20 protein-coding genes are annotated in these 24221 nt (G+C 64.2%); 8 read left to right on the forward strand and 12 right to left on the reverse strand.

Annotated elements, in window-relative coordinates; genetic code table 11:
• Positions 1–27: 27 nt before the first annotated feature.
• Positions 28–1296 carry an ROK family protein gene (locus AC5V87_RS13230; protein WP_456839672.1) on the reverse strand — a complete coding sequence of 423 codons (1269 nt, stop codon included), beginning with the start codon at positions 1294–1296 and terminating at the stop codon, positions 28–30.
• Between the two features lie 258 nt (positions 1297–1554).
• Between AC5V87_RS13230 and AC5V87_RS13235 the strand changes: the two genes are divergently transcribed.
• The 4 genes from AC5V87_RS13235 (at position 1555) to AC5V87_RS13250 (ending at position 6655) form a co-directional block, all read left to right on the forward strand.
• Entirely contained in the window at positions 1555–2517 is a 963-nt protein-coding gene (locus AC5V87_RS13235; RefSeq protein ID WP_495371237.1) for a sugar-binding protein, read from the forward strand.
• A 60-nt stretch (positions 2518–2577) separates the two neighbouring features.
• Positions 2578–4101, forward strand: coding sequence for a sugar ABC transporter ATP-binding protein (locus tag AC5V87_RS13240; RefSeq protein ID WP_456839670.1), 1524 nt, complete (start codon positions 2578–2580; stop codon positions 4099–4101).
• On the forward strand, positions 4098–5156 hold the full coding sequence (locus AC5V87_RS13245) for an ABC transporter permease (RefSeq protein WP_456839669.1): 1059 nt from the start codon (positions 4098–4100) through the stop codon (positions 5154–5156). Before AC5V87_RS13240 ends, AC5V87_RS13245 begins: the two co-directional genes overlap by 4 nt.
• 149 nt (positions 5157–5305) lie before the next feature.
• The gene (locus AC5V87_RS13250) at positions 5306–6655 is read left to right on the forward strand and encodes a carbohydrate porin (protein WP_456839668.1); all 1350 of its coding nucleotides are present in this window, start codon (positions 5306–5308) and stop codon (positions 6653–6655) included.
• A 1033-nt stretch (positions 6656–7688) separates the two neighbouring features.
• Here AC5V87_RS13250 and hpnH read toward each other — a convergent pair.
• Both hpnH and ispH read right to left on the reverse strand, forming a co-directional pair.
• Complete coding sequence (gene hpnH, locus AC5V87_RS13255; protein WP_456839667.1) at positions 7689–8849, reverse strand: adenosyl-hopene transferase HpnH; 1161 nt, start codon at positions 8847–8849, stop codon at positions 7689–7691.
• Between the two features lie 36 nt (positions 8850–8885).
• A complete protein-coding gene (gene ispH, locus AC5V87_RS13260) occupies positions 8886–9812 on the reverse strand; it encodes a 4-hydroxy-3-methylbut-2-enyl diphosphate reductase (RefSeq protein WP_495371889.1) in 927 nt (308 codons plus the stop codon).
• Between the two features lie 459 nt (positions 9813–10271).
• On the opposite strand from ispH, the gene hpnN reads away from it, so the two are divergent.
• The gene (hpnN, locus tag AC5V87_RS13265) at positions 10272–12860 is read left to right on the forward strand and encodes a hopanoid transporter HpnN (protein WP_456839666.1); all 2589 of its coding nucleotides are present in this window, start codon (positions 10272–10274) and stop codon (positions 12858–12860) included.
• Here hpnN and AC5V87_RS13270 read toward each other — a convergent pair.
• Positions 12828–13451 (reverse strand): DUF2147 domain-containing protein, encoded by a 624-nt coding sequence (locus tag AC5V87_RS13270; protein WP_495371238.1) that lies wholly within the window; start codon positions 13449–13451, stop codon positions 12828–12830. The genes hpnN and AC5V87_RS13270 overlap by 33 nt on opposite strands.
• 141 nt (positions 13452–13592) lie before the next feature.
• Between AC5V87_RS13270 and hpnO the strand changes: the two genes are divergently transcribed.
• On the forward strand, positions 13593–14984 hold the full coding sequence (gene hpnO, locus AC5V87_RS13275) for an aminobacteriohopanetriol synthase HpnO (RefSeq protein WP_027558707.1): 1392 nt from the start codon (positions 13593–13595) through the stop codon (positions 14982–14984).
• 118 nt (positions 14985–15102) lie between these two features.
• Positions 15103–15507: a GFA family protein gene (locus tag AC5V87_RS13280; RefSeq protein WP_456839663.1), complete on the forward strand. Its 405-nt coding sequence runs from the start codon at positions 15103–15105 to the stop codon at positions 15505–15507.
• 88 nt (positions 15508–15595) lie between these two features.
• Here AC5V87_RS13280 and AC5V87_RS13285 read toward each other — a convergent pair whose 3' ends face one another.
• From AC5V87_RS13285 to AC5V87_RS13315, 7 genes are all read right to left on the reverse strand, one after another.
• A complete protein-coding gene (locus AC5V87_RS13285) occupies positions 15596–16363 on the reverse strand; it encodes an anti-sigma factor family protein (RefSeq protein WP_456839662.1) in 768 nt (255 codons plus the stop codon).
• Positions 16360–16908 carry a sigma-70 family RNA polymerase sigma factor gene (locus AC5V87_RS13290; RefSeq protein WP_456839661.1) on the reverse strand — a complete coding sequence of 183 codons (549 nt, stop codon included), beginning with the start codon at positions 16906–16908 and terminating at the stop codon, positions 16360–16362. Before AC5V87_RS13290 ends, AC5V87_RS13285 begins: the two co-directional genes overlap by 4 nt.
• A 115-nt stretch (positions 16909–17023) precedes the next feature.
• On the reverse strand, positions 17024–17362 hold the full coding sequence (locus tag AC5V87_RS13295) for a cupredoxin domain-containing protein (protein ID WP_495371239.1): 339 nt from the start codon (positions 17360–17362) through the stop codon (positions 17024–17026).
• 19 nt (positions 17363–17381) lie between these two features.
• Positions 17382–18326, reverse strand: a complete 945-nt coding sequence (locus AC5V87_RS13300; protein WP_495371240.1) for a metallophosphoesterase family protein — start codon at positions 18324–18326, stop codon at positions 17382–17384.
• A 234-nt stretch (positions 18327–18560) separates the two neighbouring features.
• Positions 18561–18824, reverse strand: a complete 264-nt coding sequence (locus AC5V87_RS13305) for an alpha/beta fold hydrolase (protein ID WP_495371241.1) — start codon at positions 18822–18824, stop codon at positions 18561–18563.
• A 7-nt stretch (positions 18825–18831) separates the two neighbouring features.
• Positions 18832–19440: an alpha/beta fold hydrolase gene (locus AC5V87_RS13310; protein ID WP_495371242.1), complete on the reverse strand. Its 609-nt coding sequence runs from the start codon at positions 19438–19440 to the stop codon at positions 18832–18834.
• A 12-nt stretch (positions 19441–19452) separates the two neighbouring features.
• Positions 19453–21072 (reverse strand): GMC family oxidoreductase, encoded by a 1620-nt coding sequence (locus tag AC5V87_RS13315; RefSeq protein ID WP_456839658.1) that lies wholly within the window; start codon positions 21070–21072, stop codon positions 19453–19455.
• 221 nt (positions 21073–21293) lie between these two features.
• Between AC5V87_RS13315 and AC5V87_RS13320 the strand changes: the two genes are divergently transcribed.
• Positions 21294–22466, forward strand: a complete 1173-nt coding sequence (locus tag AC5V87_RS13320) for a M20 aminoacylase family protein (RefSeq protein ID WP_495371243.1) — start codon at positions 21294–21296, stop codon at positions 22464–22466.
• A 74-nt stretch (positions 22467–22540) separates the two neighbouring features.
• On the opposite strand, the gene AC5V87_RS13325 is transcribed toward AC5V87_RS13320, so the two are convergent.
• Positions 22541–24169: an inorganic phosphate transporter gene (locus tag AC5V87_RS13325; RefSeq protein WP_495371244.1), complete on the reverse strand. Its 1629-nt coding sequence runs from the start codon at positions 24167–24169 to the stop codon at positions 22541–22543.
• Between the last annotated feature and the right edge of the window lie 52 nt (positions 24170–24221).

The raw sequence follows: 24221 nt of genomic DNA on the forward strand, positions 1-24221 counted from the left end.
CCGGGCTTTTTGCGTTGTGGTGCATGCTCACTCGGTCGCCTCCATGCGGTTTCGGTCCACGACCCACAGCGTCCGTCGCATCATGCCCTCGACAATTGCGGCCGACTCGCTCGGACGCAGATAGATCGCCGTGGACTTGAGCAGCCACGGCAACACCGCCTGCTCGAGCCGTTCCTCATAGGTTCGGCGCATCATGTCAAATGCCTGCAGGCCGGGTCCCGCCAGGACCACGTGGTGCGGGCGCAGCACGGATATCGTTGCCGCGACCGCCTCGGCAAGCGCGCGACCTGCCTGCTGGAATACGTGCTCGAGACGGGGATCGCCGCCCCGCGCTCGCTCGCGCAGGAGCGCCATCTGCGCCTCGGAAGGCTGTTGCGCCGCCGCCGGCGGCAGGTCGAGAAAAGTGCGAGCGTCGCGGTAGAGCGCATAGTCGGCAAGATGGGCCTCGATACAGCCGCGCTGGCCGCAGCGGCATTGGGGCCCGTTCGATCCCAGCTTGATATGGCCAATCTCGCTGCCGGCGCCGGCGCCCCAGCGCGCCTCGCCGTCGACGATGACCCCCATGCCTACGCCGTGGCCGACCATGATCGTGGCCGAGAGGCCCTGCGCCAGGGACGGCTCCGCGGCGGAGAGGGCGAGCGCAACCGCGACAGCGTCATTCGCCATCACGACTTCGGCGTTGAAGGCCTCGCGCACCGGCTTCACCAGATCGACATCGGTGACGGAGAGCGCCGGACTCCACAGATGCCGGCCAGTGTCCGCATTCACGATTCCCTGCAGGGCAATCCCTATTCCCAGCAAGCGATGGCGCGGTGTGGCCGTCGCCTCGAGCATCGCGTCGATCTGCGCAATCACGAGATCGCACAACGCGCCCGCATCGAGAGCCCGCGTCGCGATTTCGAGCCGCGATTGCGCCAGGCCGGAGCCGCTGAAATCCGCGATCAGCGTTTCAATCAGATTCATGCGGAGCGAGACCGCAATGATGCGGCCGAACTCCGGGTTCAGGGTCAGCAGCACGGCGGGCCGGCCGCGGCGGCGGCCGTTCAGCCCGTCTGCATCGTCTTCGTCCGTGTCGTCGGACCACGAGGTCGCCGCCGTCTCGGTCTCGCGCAGCAACTCTTCCGCGATCAGTCTCGACGTCAGGCCGGAAACGGCGGCGAAGCTCAATCCCGTGCTTCGGGCGAGTTCCACACGCGGCAATGGCCCCTGGCGTCGCAAGACCTCGACGAGACGGCCACGATTCGAGCCGCGGCCGGTGCTGGCAATTCGTCTCGGCTGCTCGATTTGGTCAACCATGCTGTCTCTTTAATTCATGGCGTGAAGTTAATCGGCGGGTGATTGGTGGTGTGATCGAAACAACACACCCGCAGGGCGTCGGTTGAGAGTCATATTTACTTGGATCATGCCTCATGTACTATTTCCGCGTGAAGAAAGGGGCAGTACATCCCGATTCAGATGTTTTTGCTCTGCGACATTTCTTCGCTACGTAAACAAAATAAGGCGCAAAAGCGTCGCGAAGCCCCTCGTCTGGGGTGGGCCAATGGGAGCTGAAACATGAACGGATCGATGAAGAAATTGCTAGTGCCGTTGCTCGCTACCGTCGCGCTCGCGATGGCGATGGAGATGGCGCAGGCCCAGCAGAAGAAGACCATCGCGCTGGTCACCAATGTTGCGGCCGACTTCTGGACCATTGCCGGCCGTGGGCTCGAGAAGGCGCAGAAGGAACACCCGGACTACAATATCGAATTGATCGTCACCAACGAAGGCACGGCAGCGGGCCAGCGGCGCGAGTTGGATGACCTGCTGGTGCGCGGCGTCGCCGGTATCTCCATCTCGGTCGACGATGCGCCGCACGCGACCGAACAGCTCAACAAGGTTGCGGCCAACACGGTGTTGATCACGACCGACAGCGACGCGCCGCAGAGCAATCGTCTCGCCTATATCGGCACCGACAACATCGCGGCCGGGCGGCAAGCAGGCGAAGAGATCAAGAAGGCGCTGCCGAACGGCGGCAAAATCGCGCTGTTCGTCGGCACGATGGACGCGGACAATGCCCGCGAGCGGGTGCAAGGCATCAAGGAAGCGATCGCCGGCACCAAGGTCGAGCTGGTCGACGTGTTCACCGACCAGGTGGACTTCGCCAAGGCCAAGGCGAATATCGAGAACGTGCTCGTCAAATATCCCGACATTGCGCTGTTGTCCGGCCTCTGGAGTTACGAGACACCGCTGATCTATGACGCGGTCAAGGCGGCGGGCAAGGCCGGCAAGGTGAAGATCGTCGGCTTCGACGAGGACCAGCGCACGCTGCGGGGAATATCCGACGGCACGATCGAATCCACCGTCGTGCAGCAGCCGTACGAGTTCGGATATCTGTCCGCCACCAACATCATCAAGACGCTGAACGGCGACAAGTCCTGGATCCCGCCGGGCGGCAAGCTGATCGTGCCAACCCAAGTGATCAGCAAATCCAACGTCGCAGAATTCACCGCAAATCTGAAGGGCCTGCTGAAGAAGTGACTTTCAGCGCCTTTCGGCGCCCGGCGGCACGGCCGTCGGGCGTCGGGCGGGAGGAAATGAATGGCGGAAATCCTGTTCGAACTCGCCGGGATCAGCAAGTCCTATCCCGGGGTCATGGCCCTCGACGACGTCAGCCTGCGTGTGTATCGCGGCGAGGTGTTGGGTCTGATCGGCGAGAACGGCGCCGGCAAATCGACGCTGATGCGCGTGCTGGGTGGCGTGATCGCGCCGAGTGAGGGCGTGATCCGCATCGGCGGCACCGAGCACGTCCGTCTGACGGTGAACGAGGCGACGCAGGCCGGCATCGCCTTCGTGCATCAGGAGCTGAACCTTTTCGAAAACCTCGACGTCGCCGCCAACGTCTTCATCGGACGCGAGAGGCTGATGGGCGGTCCGCTGAAGCTGGTGGACAACGCGGAGATGCGCGCCCGCGTGACGCCGCTGCTGGAGCGGCTGGGCGCCGATTTCACTCCGGAGACGCTGGTCGACAACCTGTCGATCGCCGAGCGTCAGCTGGTGGAGATCGCCAAGGCGCTCTCGATCGACGCCCGCGTGATCATCATGGACGAGCCGACCTCCAGCCTGACGATTTCGGAGACTGAACGGCTGCTGGAGGTGATTGCCGATCTGAAGGCGCACGGCATCTCGGTGATCTACATCTCTCACCGGCTCGGCGAGATCATGACCTGCGCCGACCGCGTCGTGGTGCTCCGCGACGGGCGTACGGTGGGAGAGCTGGCGCGGGACGGGCTGAGCCACGCCGCAATGATCCGGCTGATGATCGGTCGCGACCTGAAAGCGCTGCATACGCCGCCGAAGCGGCCGCCGCGGCCGGGCGGCTGCGACATCGTCGGCCTCGTGACATCGGCCTTTCCCGACCGGCAGATCGATCTTTCAGTGCGGCATGGCGAGATCCTCGGACTGGCGGGGCTCGTAGGCGCCGGTCGCACCTCCTTGGCCCGCGCGGCTTTCGGCATTGACCCGCCGCTGGGCGGCGAGATCAGGATCGACAACACGCCGGTCGATGTCGCATCGCCACAGGACGCGATCAGGCAAGGTATCTATCTGATGCCGGAGGACCGCAAGAAATCCGGGCTCGTGCTGGAGCTGCCGATCCGGGAGAACGTGACGCTCGCCAGCCTGCTGAATTATGCGCGGATGTGGCTGGTCAGCGGCCCGGCCGAGCGCAAGGTCGCCAAAGAGCAGGTGAGGCGCCTTTCCATCAAGGTGCCCAGCATCGATATGGAGGCCGTGACGCTCTCGGGCGGCAACCAGCAAAAGGTCGTGCTTGGCAAGTGGCTTTCCATGCAGCCGCGCGTGATGTTCTTCGACGAGCCGACACGTGGCGTCGATGTCGGTGCCAAGAGCGAGATCTACGCGTTGATGCGCGAGCTCGCCGACCAGGGCGTTGCGATCGTGATGATTTCTTCGGACATGGAGGAGGTCATAGGCGTCTCCGACCGGATCGCGGTGATGCACGAAGGCAGCGTCAGCGGTGTGCTGGAGCGCCCGCAGTTCAGCGAATACAACGTGTTGCGGCTTGCAATCGGCCAGGCGCCGGACATCGTGGCGGCTGCACCATGAACAAGAAAGAACTTGGGCTCGGCTTGCTGCTGCTGGTGATTTCCGCCGTCACCGGCGCGATCAATCCGGCCTTCCTGTCGCTGGTGAACCTGCTGAACATGGCCAACCTGATCGGCCTGTTCGGCGTGTTCGCGCTCGGCGAGGGGCTGGTGATCATCACCGGCGGCATCGATCTCTCGCTCGGGTCGATGTTCGCGCTGCTCGGGGTCGTGTTCATCGACCTTCTGACGACTTATCAGGTTCCCTGGCCTCTGGCGCTGCTGGCCGTGTTGCTGGGCGGGCTGGTGCTGGGAGCAGTCCAGGGTTTCCTCGTCACCCGGTTGAAGATGCAGCCCTTCATCGTGACGCTGTGCGGGTTGCTGATCTATCGCGGCGCCGCCCGCTACTACACGAGCGACTCGACACGCGGCTTCGGCTACGGCGACGAGGCCGGGACGCTGAGCAGCATTGCCTCCGGCAATGTGGCGGGCATCCCGAACACCTTCATCCTTCTGATCATCCTTGCGCTCGTTCTTGGCGTGCTGCTGCACCGCTCGGTCTACGGGCGCTGGCTCTATGCCGTCGGCAAGAACGAGGAAGCGGCGCGCTTCTCGGGCATCAACACGAATATCGTGATCGCAACCGCCTATATCATCAGCGGCGGGCTCGCCGGCGTTTCAACGGTCTTGTTCGTGTTCTACACGAACTCGGTGTCGCCGAGCTCCTTCGGCAATTTCTATGAGCTCTACGCGATCGCGGCTGCCGTCCTCGGCGGGTGCAGCCTGCGCGGCGGCGAGGGCTCCATCCTCGGTATCGTGCTCGGCACGGCGCTGCTGCAGGTGCTGCAGAACCTCGTGAATATCCTGGGCATTCCTAATTCCTTGAACTTTGCGGTGATGGGAACGGTGATTCTGATCGGCGTGTTGGCGGATCATCAGTTGCAGGCCCGGCGGCGGCGCAAGATGGCGCTGGCCGGCCTCGCCCGCGCGGCCCCGAGATCGGCATTTGAACGACAGCAGAGCGCAGCACCGCGCGGCGTGGACGCGCTGCCGGCGAGAACAGGCGACCAGGCATGAGGGATTCGGCTCCAGTTGACACTGAGCGGTTTCGTGGGCGCGCGGCTGCGACGGTGTGTACTGGGAACGAGCGCGTTCCAGGCTCGAGGGCTTGGGCAGGAACGCGAGGCACGAACGACAAAGCCTGAGATGGCGGGAGGACACGAGAAATGTTGCGCAAGGTTATGAACACAGCATGTGCATGCGGTGTGGGGATTGCTTTATCATCGCTGTTGGGCGGTGCGGTACACGCGGCCGATTTTCCAACGAAAGCTGCGCCTCTTCCCTATGCGGACGCCGACGACTTCTGGACGAGACCCTATCTGTTCGGCGATCTCGGCAGAACGAGGCTGAAGGAGCAGGGCATCGATATCGGCCTGACGCTGGGTAATGAAACCGTCGGCAACCTGTCGGGAGGAGATAGGAACACCGCGGCCAACGCTGGACAATTGTGGTTCGGTGCCAAGCTCGATATGGCGAAGCTTGCCGGCATTCCGGGCGGCACGGTCGGCCTCACGCTGGTCCAGCGTTTCGGCGACAACCTGAATTCCGAGGCGGGCATTCCGGCCTTGCAGCTGACCAACGAAGTTTTCGGCCGCGGAAATATCCTTCGCCTGACCCAACTCTATTACTCGCAGAAGCTTTTCAATGATCAGCTTGAACTCAAGGGCGGCCGTCTACCAGTCGGCTCCGACTTCTTCTTCGGTCTGTGCGAGTTCATCAACCTGACCTTCTGCGGCGGCCAGCCCGGCAACATCCAGGGCGGCTACATCTATAACTGGCCGGTGAGCCAATGGGCCGGTGTCGTCCACTACAACTTCGCCAAGGATTTCCAATTGTCGGTCGGCGTCTACGACGCCAATCCGAATTATTTGACGACGTCGGAGCCCAGCACCTACTTCTTGCCGGGCGTCCCTCGCTCAAGCCCTGCCTCGGGCGTGCTGGTGCCGGTGGAGTTGGTCTGGGCGCCGAAAGGTCCCCTGAACGGGACCTGGAGAGTCGGCGGCTGGTATGACAGTGCCTCGACGATCGATGGTGGCCTCCCGGGTATCGTTCAGGTCATCCCCGGTGTCGGTGGTGTCCCGGACCAGTTTCTGGGAGATAGAAGAGGCCGCTACGGCGTCTATGAGTCGATCCTGCAGCGCTTGACCGTTGACGGGCCCGGGGCGGTCGGTTGGTACACCTTCCTCAATACGACCGTCGCCGATCACAGGACAGCGTTCCAGGACTACCAGATCGCGCTGGGCTTCAGGCACACCGGAACCTTTTCCTGGCGTCCCCAGGACGAAGTCGGCTTCGCGGTGGGCACGACCCATGTGAATTCGGCGGCCTTCAGCCCCAACGCCGGCGGCAACGAAGTGCCGCTCGAAGTCTGGTACGGATGGCAGGCGACCGGCTGGCTGAACCTCAAGTTCGACGCGCAATATGTGATCAATCCCGGCGGGCGCGGCTATAACGCCGCTGGCGTGAAGACCGACAATGCCGTGGTTCTCGGCATGCGCACCGAGGTTCACTTCTGATGTGGCGCTGATACAGCTGATGCGAAAGCCAGTGGCATGCATGGGTGGTTGTTATTCACCTTGGCATGAAGGCGGCCCAACCCACCAAGGAGGGGAGGGAGCGTAGCCCCCCGCAACTCGCTCCGGCCTTCTCCTTGGCGCTTGAGCGGGACAAAACAAAGGGCCCTGTCGCGGTAGCGACCGGGCCTTTTGGCTTTGCTGCGCCACTCCGTAGGCTGGGCTGAGCCCTTGCGAAACAAAATGACCCGTCGGGCAAAACACCGGAACACTCGTCAATCCCTTCCCGCAAAAAAATTCTTCTTTCCAGAATTTCGGATTTGTGGCATAGAGCGGCTATCCCGGCCCTGCCAGAGGGGCGCTTCGCGATCGTCACGAGATGCGGACCGGGGGGCGGTGGACGCGGCAGCGCCGGCGCGAAGTCGATGACAGGGCGGGCAACCGTGAGTCAGGCCCGACGCGATACGACACGGCGCGGTCACAGCGGCTTGGCTGGATCTCGGAGGTGAGCACACGCGAGCCTCGGATGCTTCCGGCAGGGTCGTCCGCGGACGGAGAAGTCGTGTGGTCCCGACGCCCGGGGTTCTGGCGTCAAGCTTCGCGGTGATGTGGCGGCCAACCGGCGCGCGCATCGATCAGCGGCGAGGCGACGGGGGCAATAGTGCAACGCTCCCCGAGGAGAGCACGAAGGACACCGTTAAAACCATCCGCGCAGGGAAGGCCGGGCGACCGGCATCACCTGTGATCCACCCCGTGTGCGTTTTTTGATGCACGCGGACCGCGGGTGCCGCCGGCGCCCGGCCTTCCCTGCGCCCCTGGCTTTCATGGGGCGAAACGAACAGCAAAGCTCGGGCGAAAGAAGCCGCGAGAACGCGCAGGTGTGTCTGCTCGGAACAGAGCTGATGGAAAAGCAAGCCGGTGCCATGGAGGCTGGGGTGAACGGCGTGCCTCCAAGCCTCACGAAACCTGCGCAAAAGAAAAAAGCCCGGACGCGCTGGCGGCCGGGCTTTCGTCGTGAGATGTGATCGTGCGCGACTTACGCCGCCGTCGAAGCCTTCCGCGCAGCCTTCGCCGCGGCGGCTTCGGCCTCGTCCTTGCGGATCTCCGAAAGCTTCTTCTGGACCTGCTCGGAGAAGATGTACTGCGCCGGGCGCTGCTTGCTGAGGTCGATCTCCGGCGCCATGGGACCTGTGGTCTTGATGCCGCGCAGCGACACCCACATCGCCTTCAGCGGGTTGTTGAGGGCTGCGGTCGCCGCCGTCGGCTCGTAGCCGCAATGGGCCATACAGTCGGCGCACTTCTCGTAGCGACCGGTGCCGTAGCTGTCCCAGTCGGTGGTCTCCATCAGCTCCTTGAAGGTCTTTGCGTAGCCTTCACCGAGCAGGTAGCAGGGCTTCTGCCAGCCGAAGATATTGCGCGCGGGCATGCCCCACGGCGTGCACTCGTATTCCTGGTTGCCGGCAAGGAAGTCGAGGAACAGGCTGGAATGCATGAAGTTCCACTTCTTGCCCTTGCCCATCGCGAAGACGTCGCGGAACAGCTTCTTGGTCTTGGTGCGGTTGAGGAAGTGCTCCTGGTCCGGGGCGCGCTCATAGGCGTAGCCCGGCGACATCGAGACGCCGACGCCGAGCTCGACGGTGAGGTCGAGGAACTTCGCGATCTCCTCGGCCGGATGGCCGTCGAAGATGGTGGCGTTGACGTTGACAGTGAAGCCGCGCGCCTTGGCCGCCTTGATCGCGGAGATGGCGCGGTCGAACACGCCCTTCTGCGACACCGCCTTGTCGTGATGGTCGCGCAGGCCGTCGAGATGGACCGAGAAGAACAGGTAGGGCGAGGGCTCGAACAGGTCGAGCTTCTTCTCGAGCAGCAGCGCGTTGGTGCAGAGCGAGACGAACTTCTTGCGCGCGACGAGGCCGCGCACGATCTCGCCGATCTCCTTGTGGATCAGCGGCTCGCCGCCGGGAATGGCCACCATCGGCGCGCCGCACTCGTCGGCCGCGTCCCAGCACTCCTGCGCGGTCATGCGGCGGTTGAGGATCGCATCGGGATAATCGATCTTGCCGCAGCCGACGCAGGCGAGGTTGCAGCGGAACAGCGGCTCCAGCATCAGCACGAGCGGATAGCGTTTGCGGCCAAGCAGTTTCTGCTTGAGCAAATAGCCGCCGATACGCATTTCCTTGAAGAAGGGGATAGCCATTGCACGTTTCTTTCTGGGCTTGGAATTCGGGGTAGGTCAGCTCGCAGCCAGTTCGGCCGGAAGCCTGAATTCGATGTTTTCCTCGCGGCCCGGCAGCACCTGGACCTTCACCGGTCCGATTCGCCGCATCGCGTCGATCACGTCATCCACGAGCACCTCGGGCGCCGAAGCGCCAGCCGTGACGCCGACGGTCCTCGCATTCTTCAACCACTCCGGATTGAGCTCGCTGCCGTCGGCAATCAAATAACTCGCGACGCCGGCCTCAGTGCCGATTTCGCGGAGCCGGTTCGAATTCGAGCTATTGGCAGCGCCCACCACCAAGATCACGTCGACCAGCTTGCTCAAGTCCCTTACCGCAGATTGGCGGTTCTGTGTCGCATAGCAGATATCCCGGATATCCGGACCTTGAATATCTGTAAAGCGGGCCTGGAGGGCCGCAATGATGTCCTTGGTGTCGTCGACCGACAGGGTGGTCTGGGTGATATAGGCCAATGGCGTATCCGCCGGCAGCGTCAGGCTGTTTGCCTCGTCAACGCTCTGGACCAGCAGAACAGGCCCTGGAACCTGGCCCATGGTGCCCTCCACCTCGGGGTGGCCGGCATGGCCGATCAGGATCAGGGTCCGACCCTTGGCGATGTAGCGCTTCCCCTGATTGTGAACTTTCGTGACCAGCGGGCAGGTGGCATTGAGCACCGGAAGGTCCCGCGCGGCGGCCTCCTCCTCGACGCTGCGCGCGACGCCGTGGGCGCTGAACACGGTCACGGCCTTCGGCGGAACCTCGGACAGCTCCTCGACGAAGATCGCACCCTTGTTCTTCAGGCTCTCGACCACGTACTTGTTGTGCACGATCTCATGGCGCACGTAGACGGGCGGGCCGTACTTCTCCAGCGCCCGTTCCACGATCTCGATCGCACGCACCACGCCCGCGCAGAAGCCGCGCGGTTGCGCTAGGTAAACTTCCATAGGACGCCCATCACGCAAGTTGCACCAATCCGCTTCAAGTCCCCGGCGGCACCCCGTTCCTGACCAATCAGGTGCAATAACCGCACCATTGGTTCGCGCACGCGGTAACCACCCACCCTCGTCGGGGTTCCGGCGTATGGAGGCGCAATACTTTGTGTCAAAAAATCGGCAACAAGGAAAGGCCGACGGGCCCGGGTTCCCTGGCTCCCGCAGATGCCCGGTAATATGATATGGGCGCTCCGGTGAGCAAAACAGCGGCCTTGTGCTCACCGGATCGCCACTTTCCCGCCTCAACTCCCCGGCTATACCGACCGCCCCGCATGGTTTCGCTGCGGAACTTCGCCGTTTACCTCGAACCTTGGTGCGGCGAGAGCCACTCAAAACAGCAATAGGTTTCGCCCGGGAACTCCGATAAACAGCGGGCGTTTTCGGCAAGCTGTTTCACCAGAAAGAAAAGATGTGCTGCAAAGCGTAGTCGTTGCCATCGTCAGGGCCTGCACCCGGCTTGCCTCTCCCGTCGTCGTTCTCGGGCTCCTGCTGTCGGTCGGCGCGGGCTATTACGCCGCGCGGCACTTCGCCATCAACACCGACATCAATTCGCTGATTTCCCAAAACCTCGACTGGCGCCAGCGCGACCAGCAGTTCGACCGCGCCTTCGACCGCGACGCGACCATTCTCGCGGTCGTTGAGGCCGCAACGCCCGAGCTGACGACCGCCGCGGCGGACGCGCTCTATGCCAAGCTGAAAGACGACAAGACCAATTTCGTGTCGATGCAGCAGCTCGGCACCGGCGAGTTCTTCGAGCGCAACGGCCTGTTGTTCCTGCCGACCGAAGAGGTTGCCAAGGCGACCAGCCAGTTCGAATCCGCGGCGCCCCTGATCGAGATCATGGCCGGCGATCCCTCGATCCGCGGCCTGACCGGGGCGCTCGAGACCGGGCTTGCCGGCGTCAAGCGCGGGCAGGTGAAGCTCGACAGCACCGAGCGGCCCTTCAACCAGATCGCGCAGACCGTCGAGACCGTGCTCAACAAGGGCAATGCGACCTTCTCCTGGCGCGAGCTCGTCAGCGACCAGCCACTGTCGGATTCGGACAGGCGCGCCTTCATCGAGTTCAAGCCGATCCTCGACTACAACGCGCTGGAGCCCGGCAAGGACGCCACCGATGCGATCCGCAAGGCGGCGGCGGAGCTAGATTTCGCGACCAAATACCACGCGCGCGTGCGGCTGACCGGTCCGGTCCCGATCGCCAATGAGGAATACGCGACCGTCCAGGAGGGCGCTGTCGTCAACGGCATCGGCACCGTTCTGGTCGTGCTCTTCATCCTGTGGCTGGCGCTGCATTCGGCGAAGATCATCTTCGCCGTGTTCGTCAATCTCTTCGTCGGCCTCGCGATCACCACGGCCGCCGGCCTGATGATGGTCGGCTCGCTCAATCTGCTATCGATTGCGTTTGCAGTGCTGTTCGTCGGTCTCGGCGTCGATTTCGGTATCCAATACAGCGTCCGTTACCGCTCTGAGCGTTACAAGGTCGATGATCTCCGCAAGGCGCTGGTGCTTGCCGCCAGACGTTCCGCGATCCCGCTGTCGCTGGCTGCGATGGCCACCGCGGCCGGCTTCCTCTGCTTCATCCCTACCGACTACAAGGGCATCGCCGAGCTGGGCCAGATCGCCGGCGTCGGCATGCTGGTGGCGTTCATCTCCTCGATCACCGTCTTGCCGGCGCTCTTGAAGCTGCTGAACCCGCCCGGCGAGAAGGAGCCGGTCGGCTACGCCTTCCTGGCACCGCTCGATCATTTCCTGGAGAAGCACCGTGTGCTGGTCGTCGGCGGTACGCTGCTGCTCGCGGTCGCCGGCCTGCCGCTGCTCTATTTCATGAAGTTCGACTTCAACCCGATGAATCTGCGCAACCCGCATGCCGAATCGATCGCGACCTTCCTCGACCTGCGCAAGGATCCCAACACCGGCGCCAATGCCATCAATGTGATGACCACGTCGGAGGAGCAGGCAAGGCAGGTCGAGGCGAGGCTGGAGAAGGTTCCGGAGGTGCTGCGGGTGATGTCGCTCGACAGCTTCGTGCCGCAGGACCAGCAACCGAAGCTGAAGCTGATCGCGCAAGGTGCCAAGGTGCTGAACCCCGCGCTCAACCCCGACCAGATCGATGCAGCACCGACGGATCAGGAAAATATCGAGGCGCTGAAATCCTCGGTCGACAATCTGCGCCGGACTGCCGGTGATGCGAAGGGGCCCGGCGCGGTCGCCTCGCGCCGGCTGGCGGACGCGCTCGAGAAGCTTGCCAATGGCGACGAGGCCACGCGCAACAAGGCGCAGGACGTGTTCGTCACGCCGATGAAGATCGTGTTCGACCAGCTCAGGAACGCGATGCAGGCAGGTCCCGTCACGCTGGCCTCGCTGCCGCCCGATCTCGTCAGCGCCTGGAAGAGCAAGGACGGCGTCATCCGCGTCGAGGCGCTGCCCAAGGGCGATCCCAACGACAACGAGACGTTACGCAGATTTGCCGCCGCGGTGCTCGCGGCCGAGCCGACCGCGATCGGCGGACCGGTCTCGATCCTGAAGTCCGGCGACACTGTGGTGAGGGCGTTCATCCACGCCGGCATCTACGCACTATTGGTGATCGGCCTGCTGCTGTGGATCACGCTGCGGCGGTTCGTCGACGTGCTGATGACGCTGGTGCCGCTGCTGGTGGCCGGCGCGGTGACGCTCGAGATCTGCGTTTTGATCGGCTTGCCGCTCAACTTCGCCAACATCGTCGCGTTCCCGCTGCTGCTCGGCGTCGGCGTCGCCTTCAAGATCTATTATGTAGTGGCCTGGCGCTCGGGCAGAACGAACCTGCTCCAGACCAGTCTCACGCGAGCAATCTTCTTCAGTGCACTGACGACGGCGACTGCATTCGGCAGCCTGTGGCTGTCGAGCCATCCCGGTACGTCCAGCATGGGCAAGCTGCTCGCACTCTCGCTGGTGACGACGCTTGCCGCCGTGCTGCTGTTCCAGCCGGCCCTAATGGGCAAACCCCGCAATCTCAGGGAGTAGGCAGATGTCGCCGACCGCGTCGGTGGCACTCTTCTGGCCGGGCTTGGCGGCGGTCTTCGGGGCTGCGGGCGCGGCGGCTGCGGCGCCCGTCGTGGCCGGGGCGCCCTGGGCTTTCGGCGCGGCGGACTTCGGTCCACCCTTCGCCATGGCGTTGGCTGTGCTCAAGGGGATCGGCGGGCCGACCCGGGTCCAGGTCTCGCCGCCGCAGAGAAAGCCCATCACGCAGCCCTTGATTTCGAGCTGGTCGGTTCCGACAGGGGTGATGGTCGCGCTGTAGAGCTGGCCGTCCTTGGCGTTGTAGACCTGTCCTTCCCACTGATCGACGCCGGGCTTCTTCTTCATGTCGATCAGGGTCGGCATGCCCAGCGTCGGCCTGTTCTTTTTTGACACATCCGGATTGTTCTCGTCGCGGCCGCCGGGCTGTTTCTCCCAGGAAACCGCGCCCCACATGCTGCCATTGCATTGGGCGACACGGATGTTGGCGACGCCGTCCGCGACCCGCCAGTCGCCCGTCGGGTCCGCGGCGAGTGCGGGGGTCAGGCAAGTGTAACCGCCAACCAGTATTAGTCCGGTGTAATGGGCCAAACGCATGAGAGTTCCTTGGCAGTGCAACATGGTCTAAAGCTGTGCTTGCGAAGATGGTCCGAAAAAGGGCAAAAGGCCGCATAGACCGTTTTCAGTAACGGTCCGTTTTCAGTTGACGAGACGGCCCTCAACCGAAGTATGTAGCGGATGCACAGTCCAAATCCAGACATGTCTCAGCTGTTCGCGGACCGGCAGGCCCAGCGCAGCGCCCTGCATAACCGGTACTTGAACGAGCAGTTCGTCCGGGTTCTCAAGACCATCGGCTACGATGTCGGCTTCCAGAAGGGCCAGGGGCAGTACCTCTACGACCGCGACGGGGCGCGCTATCTCGACCTGTTGTCCGGATTCGGCGTGTTCGCGATCGGACGCAATCATCCGGTCATGCGGGAGGCGCTCAAGAGCGTGCTCGATGCCGATTTGCCCAATCTCGTCCAGTTCGACGTCTCGACGCTGGCCGGCGTGCTAGCCGAGCGCCTCCTGAAATACGTTCCCTATCTCGACAAGGCATTCTTCGCCAATTCCGGTGCCGAATGCGTCGAAGCGGCGATCAAGTTTGCCCGCGGCGCGACGGGGCGTCCCGGCATCGTCTATTGCGCCCATGGCTATCACGGCCTGACCTATGGCGCGCTGTCGCTGACGGGCGATTCGAACTTCCGCACCGGCTTCGAGCCGCTGCTGCCGGGCTGCACGTCGATCCCGTTCAACGATCTGGCCGCGCTGGAAAAGGCGCTGGCCTCGCGCGAGGTCGCAGCCTTCATCGTCGAGCCGATCCAGGGCAAGGGCGTCAACATGCCCACGGACGAGTTCCTGCCGGGCGCAGCCGCGCTCTGCAAGAAGTACGGCACGCTGTTCGTCGCCGACGAGATCCAGACCGGCATGGGCCGCACCGGCCGCTTCCTTGCGGTCGAGCACTGGAACGTCGAGCCCGACATGGTGCTGCTGTCGAAGTCGCTGTCCGGCGGCCATGTGCCGGTGGGTGCCGTGCTGACGCGCAAGAGCATCTTCGACAAGATCTTCAATCAGATGGACCGCGCTGTGGTGCACGGTTCGACCTTCTCCAAGAACGACCTTGCGATGGCCGCGGGCATCGCCACGCTCGATGTCATGGAGTCCGAGAAGTTGATCGAGTCCGCCGCCAAGCGCGGCGCCGAGTTGCGCCTCGCGCTGACCCGCATGGTGCCCGGCTACGAGCTGATGAAGGAAGTGCGCGGTAAGGGCCTGATGATCGGCGTCGAGTTCGGCCCGCCGAAGTCGCTGCGCCTGCGCGCCTCCTGGAACGTGCTGGAGACCGCCAACAAGGGTCTGTTCTGCCAGCTCATCACCGTGCCGCTGTTCAAGGATCACAAGATCCTCACCCAGGTCGCCGGCCACGGCAGCCACACCATCAAGCTGCTGCCGCCGCTCACCATCACCGAAGAAGACTGCAACTGGATCGAGCGCGCGTTCGACGACGTTATCGCCGGCAGCCACAAGGTCCCCGGCGCGATCTGGTCGCTGGGCAAGACGCTGGTGGACAACGCGGTGCGGCGGTCGGCTTAAAGTCTCCGCCGCGGCCTGATGTCGCGACGTGCGACCTGTCGAAACAGTCCGCCTCCTGAAACTCCAAATCGGCACCTAACTTTCCCGGCATTGACCTGACCGGGAGAGGAGTTGCGCGATGCCTGTAACTGGCGGCTGTCATTGCGGTGCGATCCGCTACGAGGTGAACGGCGACACGATCGTGCACGCGCTCTGTCATTGTACGGATTGCCGTCGCCATTCCGGAGCGCCGATGGTCGGCTGGGCGATGTATCCGCGCGAAGCAGTCAAAGTGGTGCGCGGTCAGCCCAAGATCTATCACTCCTCGGAGCATGGACGGCGGCACTTCTGTGCCGATTGCGGCACGGGACTGTTTTACGTCAACGAAAACCTGATGCCCGACGTCATCGACATCCAGAGCGGCACCTATGACGACCCGGATGCCGTTCCGGCAGTGATGCACATCCAGGTCGCCGAGCGCATCGGCTGGATGGAGCGGGCGCATGAGCTGCCCGTGTTCGAACGATTTCCTCCGCTCGAATAACGGCGGGCGGGCGCTCGCATGACTATCTCCAAGGAGGCAGCCTTGATTGCTTCGTCGCTAACGCTCCGCGCAATGACGGCGAAGACTGCTACCCCTCCACGTTCGCCTTCATCGCCGCCTCGAACTTGTCGACGAACTCGGCAAGCTCGTCGGCGCCGAGATCGCTGACGGCCCAGAAGTTCAGGCCGCGATTGCTCCAGCGGCGGCAGTGGAAGCCCTGCATGCTCTCGGTCTTCGGCGCACGGTGGTCCGTGCTCGAGGTCTGCGACACGAACAGGTTGATCACGTGCTGCCGCCGCTTGTAGACGACGGCGCCCATGGCGCGCGCGTCGATATAGTCGAGCCGGCCGCCGACCAGCGTAAAACCTTGCGCGGTGAGATCGACCACGGGCGGGGCGACATCGAGCTTGCCGTTGAACCACGGCTTCACCGTGTGCTGGTCGGTCGAGACCACGTCGATGAGGTGGCCGGCCTGGAGCGAGCGCAGGTGGGCGGAGACGACCTCCGACAGGATGCGCTGTTGGTCATCCTGGCGCAGCACCACGGCGACGACGCCGGAGGCGGCCAGCGCGGAGACCGCCGAGCCCATCGCAAAGCCGCGCAGCACCGAGCGGCGGCTCGGCTGCTGGCGCTGCGGCTGCGGCAGCGAGGCCTCGATGCGGCTGCGCAGGCTTGCCGGCGCGATGTAGCGCAAATCGGTCTCGGCGAGCGCGCGCTGCATCTCGCGCTGCGCGCCAAACTCGGTGGCACAGTCCGGGCAGCTCGCGATATGAGCTTCGACCTCGCGCGCATGGCCGGCGTCCAGCTCGTTGTCGAGCAGCGCGTGAAGCAGGATCCTTGCTTCGTCGCAGGTCATTTCGAGTGCTCCTCCTCCGCCGTCCAGGCCGCGCGCAGCATGGCGCGAGCGCGGGCGAGGCGGGACATCACGGTGCCAACGGGGGCACCGACGGCCTCGGCGATTTCACGATAGGACAGGTTGTTGATCTCCCGCAGCACGAATGTCTCCTTAAATGGCTCGGCGAGCGCGTCGATCAGCTTGCGGATGGCGCCGGCGTCGCGGCTGCGCAGCACCTCCGTTTCCGGGCTTACTTCGCTCTCCTGCCAGAGCGGCGTCTGCTCGGCTGCGCCGGGCGTATCCTCGATCGCGCCGGGCCGGTGCGCCCGCCGCGCATATTCGGCGTTGCAGACATTGCGCAGGATCGCGAAGAGCCAGGGCTTCATAGCCGGCCCGCGATAGCTGTCGAAGTGCTTCAGTGCGCGCAGATAGCACTCCTGCACCGCATCCTCGGCGTCGGAGGGGTCGCGCAAGAGATAGCGCGCGAGCGTATAGACGTCGTCGAGATAGGGTAGCGCCGCCTCGCGGAAGCGCTGCGCCTTCTGCAGATCGTCTTTGGCGGGCATCGCTCCTCGCTTTGCCTCTTGTTTTGCTTCCGCTTTGGCCGCGGTCGAAGACGCGTGAGCCCGGCCGGCGTGGGACCACCGGCCGGGCAAGACGTTGATGCCTTGGTTGGAGACGTTACTCAACCTTGATCATCCCCGTCATGTGCGGGTGCAGCGAACAAAAATACTTGTAGTCGCCTGCATTGGTGAAGGTGAACGAGAACTTGTCGTCGGTGTCCAGGGTCTTGGACCTGAACTTGCCGGCTGACACCACGGTGTGCGGGATGTCGTCCCGGTTGGTCCAGGTCACGGTGCTGCCGACCCTGATCTTGAGCTCGGCCGGCTGAAAGACGAAATTGTCGATATGCACTTCCAGGTCGTTGTCAGCGCGGGCTCTTGTTGCGGGCAACAGGATGGCCGCGGCCAAAGCGAGACCGAGGTCGACACTGAAGTCGCGGCGATTGAGTGTCTTCATTGTCAGATTCCGTTCAACCTTAGCCCTGGAGCGGCGTGTCGATGATCGCGAGCCGCTGCTCGTTCTGTTTGAAGTTGACGCTGGCGACGCCGAGCATGGAGCGGAGTTTTGCGTCCTCGACCTTCATCGGTCCGGGCGAGGGGGCGGCTCCCGGCGCCGGCTGCGGGAAGGCGGTCGAGCGTGCGGTATGGAATGTGACGTTGCCCTCGACCTTCTGCATCACCTGGTGGATGTGGCCGTTGAGCACGGTGACCGAGCCAAAGCCCTTCACGAGCTCCAGCGCGCGGCCGCCATCCTCGGTGCCCCAGCCCCATTCGGGATAGACGGTCCAGAGTGGGATGTGGGCGAACAGCACGACCGGCGTCGATTTCGACTTGCCGCGGAGGTCGTCCGCGAGCCAGGCGAGCTGCTCGGCGCCGAGGTTGCCGAGGCCCCCGGCCTTGAGGTCGACGACGTTGACGAGACCGATGAAGTGGACGCCGCCGGCGTCGAAGGAGTACCAGCCGTGGCCCTTGGTGCCGCGGCCGTAGCGCTCGCGGTAGAGCTTCACCTCCTCGTCGATGAAGTCGTGCTCGCCGGGGACGTAGTGTACGTCGAGCTTGGTCTGCGAGATGATGCGCTCGGCATTGTCGAACTCGGCGGCCTTCGACAGATGCGTGATGTCGCCGGTGTGGATCATGAACGACGGCTTTGCCGGCATCGTGTTGATCTTGTTGACGGCCTCCTCCAACGTGCCGAGCGCGTTGGGGTTGGCCGGCTTGTCGAAGCCGACATGGCTGTCGCTGATCTGCAGGAAGGTCATGCCGGGCGCGGCCGTCGTCGCGGCTTCAGCCGAGTCGATGATTCCGAGCGAGCGCGGCACGCCGCCCGTGACGGTCCAGAGCACCCCTGTGCCGGCCCAGGTCATGCATTCCAGCACCTTGCGGCGGCTGACGCCGTCGTCCCCGTGATCGTGTCCGCTCATCGCATCCCTCCGCGTCGCCCGGAATTGGGCTTCGGGGAGGTGATTGCGGGAGGGGGAGGCTTATTCCCGAATGCAATGACGATTTCGTGAGGGAGGTCTCTTCCCCCGGACGCGGTGCAGCGTGCAACGCTGCTCCGCTGAGCCCGGAACCCAGAAAGTCGCACGGTACGCGGTGAATTGGGCCCGGCTCAGCAGCGCACCACTTTGTGCTGCGCTGCGTCCGGTGCAGGAGGGCTATTTCGCGAACTCCCGGATCGCCTCAAGCACGGCCGCCGGCATTTCCTGCGCCACGCAATGCCCGGCGCCTTCAAACACCAGCGTGCTGACGTTCGGAAGCAGCGAGACCGCGCGCGCTGCCATCACCTTGTAGATCGGGCCCGACTTCGCGGCGGTGGTAACGCGCACCGGGCAGTCGATCTCGGCAAGCGAGGCAAACGGATTGCCGCGCGCATCGCCGACGTAAACCTGCGTCATCGCCTCGTAGATCGGACGCAGCATCGCCGATTCAATCTCGGGCGTGCAGCAGAGCCGGACGCGGCCATTCTCGATCGGCACGAAGCCGTGACGCACATAGGCCCGCAGCGACGTTTCGGTCCAACCCGCGAATGCCGGCGCCGCGCGGTAGCGGTTGAAGACGGCATCCCGGCTGTCGAATTCCGCTTGCCGGCGCAGCGCGCCTTGCACGCGGGACAGGGACTCTTCGTCCAATCCGCCGGCGCGCGCCGTGCGGGTTCATGATGGTCGGCTCCATCACGAACAGGCGTGTGAAACGCCCAGGCAAGAGCTTTGCCGCGAGCAGGAGATCGGTCGCACCCGCACTGTGGCCGATGCCGTAGACCTCGCGCAGCCCGAGCGCATCGATGACCCGGCAGACATCGTCGGCAAAGTCCAGGAAGTGATAGCTGCTGGGCTTGTGGCTGGCGCCATGGCCGCGGCGGTCGAGGGCGTAGACGGTGTAGGCCGAGGCAAGCTCGCGCGCGACCTCGCCCCAGACGTCGGCGACGAAACCGGTGCCGTGCACGAGCAGGGCAGGCGGTTTGCCGCTCCCGCCCCATTGCAGCATGGCGATCTCTGCGCCGGCGGGGCCGATTGAAAGGCGGTGCGAATTGATCATGGCGACGGGATGCTACTTCGCATCCTCCAGGATCATCGTCGCGCCCTTCTCGGCGATCATCGCTGTCGGCGTGTTGGTGTTGCCGGACGTGATGGTCGGCATGATCGATGCGTCCACGATGCGCAGATTGCCGAGGCCGTAGAAGCGCAGGCGCTCGTCGACCACCGCCATCGGGTCATTCGCCGCGCCCATCTTCGCAGTGCCGACGGGATGGAAGATGGTGGTGCCGATGTCGCCAGCAGCCTTCGCCAGCGAGGCATCGTCGTCGCCGACGGCGGGGCCGGGCAGATATTCGCTCGGGCGATATTTTGCCAGCGCCTTCTGTCGCATCAGGCGGCGGGTGGTGCGGATGGCGTCGGCGGCGACCTGGCGGTCTTCCTCGGTCGAGAGATAATTCGGCGCGATGATCGGCTTCTCGTCGGGCGTCGCCGCGCGCAGCCGCACGGTGCCGCGCGAGGTCGGTTGGAGGTTGCAGGCGCTCACCGTGATCGCGGGGAAGCGGTGCAGGGGATCGCCGAATTTGTCCAGCGACAGCGGCTGCACGTGGAACTGGATGTTGGCGCGCGAACGCGTGGCATCCGAACGCGTGAAGATGCCGAGCTGCGAGGGCGCCATCGTCAACGGACCGCGGCGACGGAAAGCGTAGTCGAGCCCCATCAACCCGCGGCGGAAGAGATTGTAGTAGGTTTCGTTCAGCGTGCGCACGCCCTCGACCTTGTAGATCGCGCGTTGCTGGAGATGGTCCTGCAAGTTTCGGCCGATGCCGGGCTTGTCCATGACAATGTCGATGCCGAGCGGCGACAGCCAGTCGGCGGGGCCGATACCGGAGCGATGCAGCACCTGCACCGAGCCGATCGCGCCTGCCGAGAGGATGACCTCACGCTTGGCACGTGCCTCGATGATCTCGCCGTTCCGGATGAAGCGCACGCCGACGGCGCGGCCCTGCTCGATGATGAGGCGATCGACGAGCACATGCTTTTCGAGCCGCAGGTTCGCCCGGTTCAGCGCCGGCTTGAGGAAGCCGCGTGCCGACGACCAGCGGCGGCCGCGCTTCTGGTTGACGTGGAAATAGCTGGTGCCTTCGTTGTCGCCGGTGTTGAAATCCGGGATGCGCTTGATGCCCATCTCTTCTGCGGCATCGCCGACGGCATCGAGAACGTCCCAGGACAGCCGCGGCGCCTCGATGCGCCAGCCTCCGCCGGCGCCGTGATGCTCGCTCGCGCCGAGGAAGTGATCCTCGAGCCGTTTGAACACCGGCAGCACATCGTCGTAGCCCCAGCCGGTCAGGCCGAGTTGGCGCCAGTGATCGTAGTCGGCGGCCTGGCCGCGCATCGAGATCATGGCGTTGATCGCCGAGCAGCCGCCGATCACCTTGCCGCGGGGATAGGCGAGCGCGCGGCCGTTCAGGCCGGGCTCGGCCTCGGTCTTGAACATCCAGTCCGAGCGCGGATTGCCGATCGCGAAGAGATAGCCGACCGGGATATGGAACCAGATCCAGTTGTCGTCGCCGCCAGCTTCGAGAATGAGGACACGGTTCCTGGGCTCGCTCGACAGCCGATTGGCGAGGATGCAGCCGGCGGTGCCGGCCCCTACGACGATATAGTCAAACTCACCTTCGAGCCGTCTTGGCATTCTGCTTCCACCCCAACAGGTATCATGCCCGAGCTTGTCGCGGACATCCACGCGGGTCCCGTCCTAGTAGTCGGACGTGGATGGCCAAGACAAGCTGGCCAGAAGCCCCCAGAAGCCCGGCCATGACGGGGAGGCAGAGCTCCCCGGACCTCAGGCAGTTGGGTGGACCAGCGCTTGCATGGTAGACAGTCCTGTATTTTCAACCAAGCTTGAGACCTTCCATGCCCATTGTGAACCGCGTCGCCGACCTCCAACCCGATATTCAGGCTTGGCGCCGGGACATCCACGCGCATCCGGAATTGCTGTACGACGTGCACCGCACCGCAGCATTCGTGGCGGACCGCCTGCGCGAGTTCGGCTGCGATGAGGTTGTGACCGGTATCGGTCAGACCGGGGTGGTCGGCGTGATCAAGGGTAGCAAGCCGGCCGGCGAGGGGCTCAAGGTGATTGGCATGCGCGCCGACATGGATGCGCTGCCGGTCGACGAAGAGACCAGCCTGCCTTACGCCTCCAAGACCCCCGGCAAGATGCACGCCTGCGGCCATGACGGCCACACCGCGATGCTGCTCGGCGCCGCGCGCTATCTTGCCGAGACTCGGAACTTCGCTGGCGATGCCGTGGTGATCTTCCAGCCGGCTGAGGAGGGCGGTGCTGGCGGCGCGGCCATGGTCAAGGACGGGCTGATGGAGCGTTTCCGCATCGAGCAGGTCTATGGCATGCACAACGGCCCCGGCATCCCGATCGGCTCGTTCGCGATCCGGCCGGGCCCGATCATGGCGGCGACCGACGAGGTCGACATCATGATCGAGGGTTTCGGCGGCCATGCCGCGCGCCCGCACAAATGCGTGGATTCCGTGCTGGTGGGCGCGCAGGTGATCACGGCGCTGCAATCGATTGTCGCACGCAGCGTCGATCCTTTGGAATCGGCGGTGATCTCGATCTGCGAATTCCATGCCGGCAACGCCCGCAACGTCATTCCGCAGACGGCGACGCTGCGCGGCACGATCCGCACGCTGACGCCGGAGGTGCGCAGGCTGGTCGAGAAGCGCGTGCACGAGGTGGTTGCGGGCGTGGCGCAGATCACGGGTGCGAAGATCGATTTGCGCTACAAGCGCAACTATCCCGTCGTGAACAACCACGCCGCGGAGACCGAGGTGGCGACGCGCATAGCGAAGCAGGTTGCGGGCGAAGCCAACGTGCTCGAGATGCCGCCGCTGATGGGCGGGGAGGATTTCGCCTATATGCTGGAAGCGCGTCCCGGCGCCTTCATCTTTTGCGGCAACGGCGACAGCGCCGGCCTGCATCACCCCGCCTACAATTTCAACGACGAGGCGATCGTCTACGGCACGTCCTACTGGGTCAAGCTGGTCGAGGAGCAACTCGCGGCGTCGTAAGGCGGAAGCCAAAGCACAAATGATTAAGGGCCCGTGCATCGCACGGGCCCTTTGACTTCGCGTGAGGTGATCGCTCAGAAGAGCCGCGAGAAGATCACGTAGAGCGTGGCCGACAGCATGATCGCGCAGGGCAAGGTCAGCACCCAGGCCATCAGCAAGTTGCGGATGGTCGACCATTGCAGACCCGAGCCGTTCGCGGCCATGGTGCCGGCAACGCCTGACGACAGCACGTGAGTCGTCGACACCGGCAGGCCGAAATTGTCGGCGGCCGCGATGGTGGCGGCGGCCACGAGCTCGGCAGAAGCGCCCTGGGCGTAGGTGAGATGGGTCTTGCCGATCTTCTCACCGACCGTGATCACGATGCGCTTCCAGCCAATCATGGTGCCGAGGCCGAGCGCGATGGCCACCGCGATCTTCACCCAGTTCGGGATGAACTTCGTGGCGGCGTCGAGCGAGCCCTTGTAGGCGTTCAGGGTTGCGATCTCCTCCTTGCTGAGATCGTTTTCCTTGTCCTTCATCAGGAAGCGGATCGCTTCCGAGGTCAGGTACATATCGTTGCGGGTGTTGCCCACGGCTTCTGCCGGAACCTTGTTCAGCGAGCCGTACCTGGCGACCTGGTCACCGACGTCCTTCACGAGCACGGCGAGCGAGGGATAGGTGCCCTCGTTGAGCTGATGCAGCGCGATGTACTGGGTCACCGCCGGACGGGGATCGCCGATGATGCTGTGGCCAGCACCTTTGGCCGAGATCACCTTGGAAGCGGCCTCCGAGGTCTTCTGGAACTGGGCAACCTGGGATTCCGGCAGTGCGCGGTTGAGCGCGTAGGCGGTAGGGACGGTGCCGATCAGGATCAGCATGATGAGGCCCATGCCCTTCTGGCCGTCATTCGAGCCATGGGCGAAGCTGACGCCGGTGCAGGTGAGGATCAGCAGGCCACGGATCCACAGCGGCGGTGCCTTGTGCCCCTCGGGCGCGGCGTACAGGGCCGGATTGCGCACGATCATCTTGAGCACCAGCAGCAGCACGGCGGCGCAGATGAGGCCGACCAGCGGCGACAGCAGCAGCGCATAGCCGATCTCGGTCGCCTTGCTCCAGTCCACGCCCGAGGTGCCGTCGCGGCCACGCATCACGGCGTTGGCGATGCCGACGCCGATAATCGAGCCGATCAGCGTGTGCGAGGAGGAGGCAGGAAGTCCGAAAAACCAGGTGCCGAGATTCCAGAGGATCGCGGCGATCAGCAGCGCGAACACCATCGCGAAGCCGGCGCTGGAGCCGACCTGGAGGATCAGCTCGACCGGCAGTAGCGAGACGATGCCGAAGGCGACCGCGCCGGAGGAGAGCAGCACGCCGAGGAAGTTGAAGAAGCCCGACCACATCACGGCGAACTCCGCCGGCAGCGAATGGGTGTAGATCACGGTCGCGACCGCGTTGGCGGTGTCGTGAAAGCCGTTGACGAACTCGAACCCGAGCGCGATCAGCAGCGCAACGAACAGGAGGACGTAGGGCAGGTAGGTCGTGACCTTGGTGCCGGTCGCATCGACATCGCTATAGATGCTGTAGGCCACATAGAGCAGGCCCGCAGCCAGGATCCCGAAGAACAGGATCATGGTGAGCGGGTTGAAACCCTTGTCGAGATTGGGCCGGGAAGCCGGCTGGACCGGCGACGGATCGCCTACAGCTCGGTCGAATGCAACGTCTGTCATCTTTGGACGCCCCTTAACCTATTGGTAGGGCTATTGTCCGCGAATGATTTGA

This window comes from Bradyrhizobium sp. SOJA106 (genome assembly GCF_059448745.1).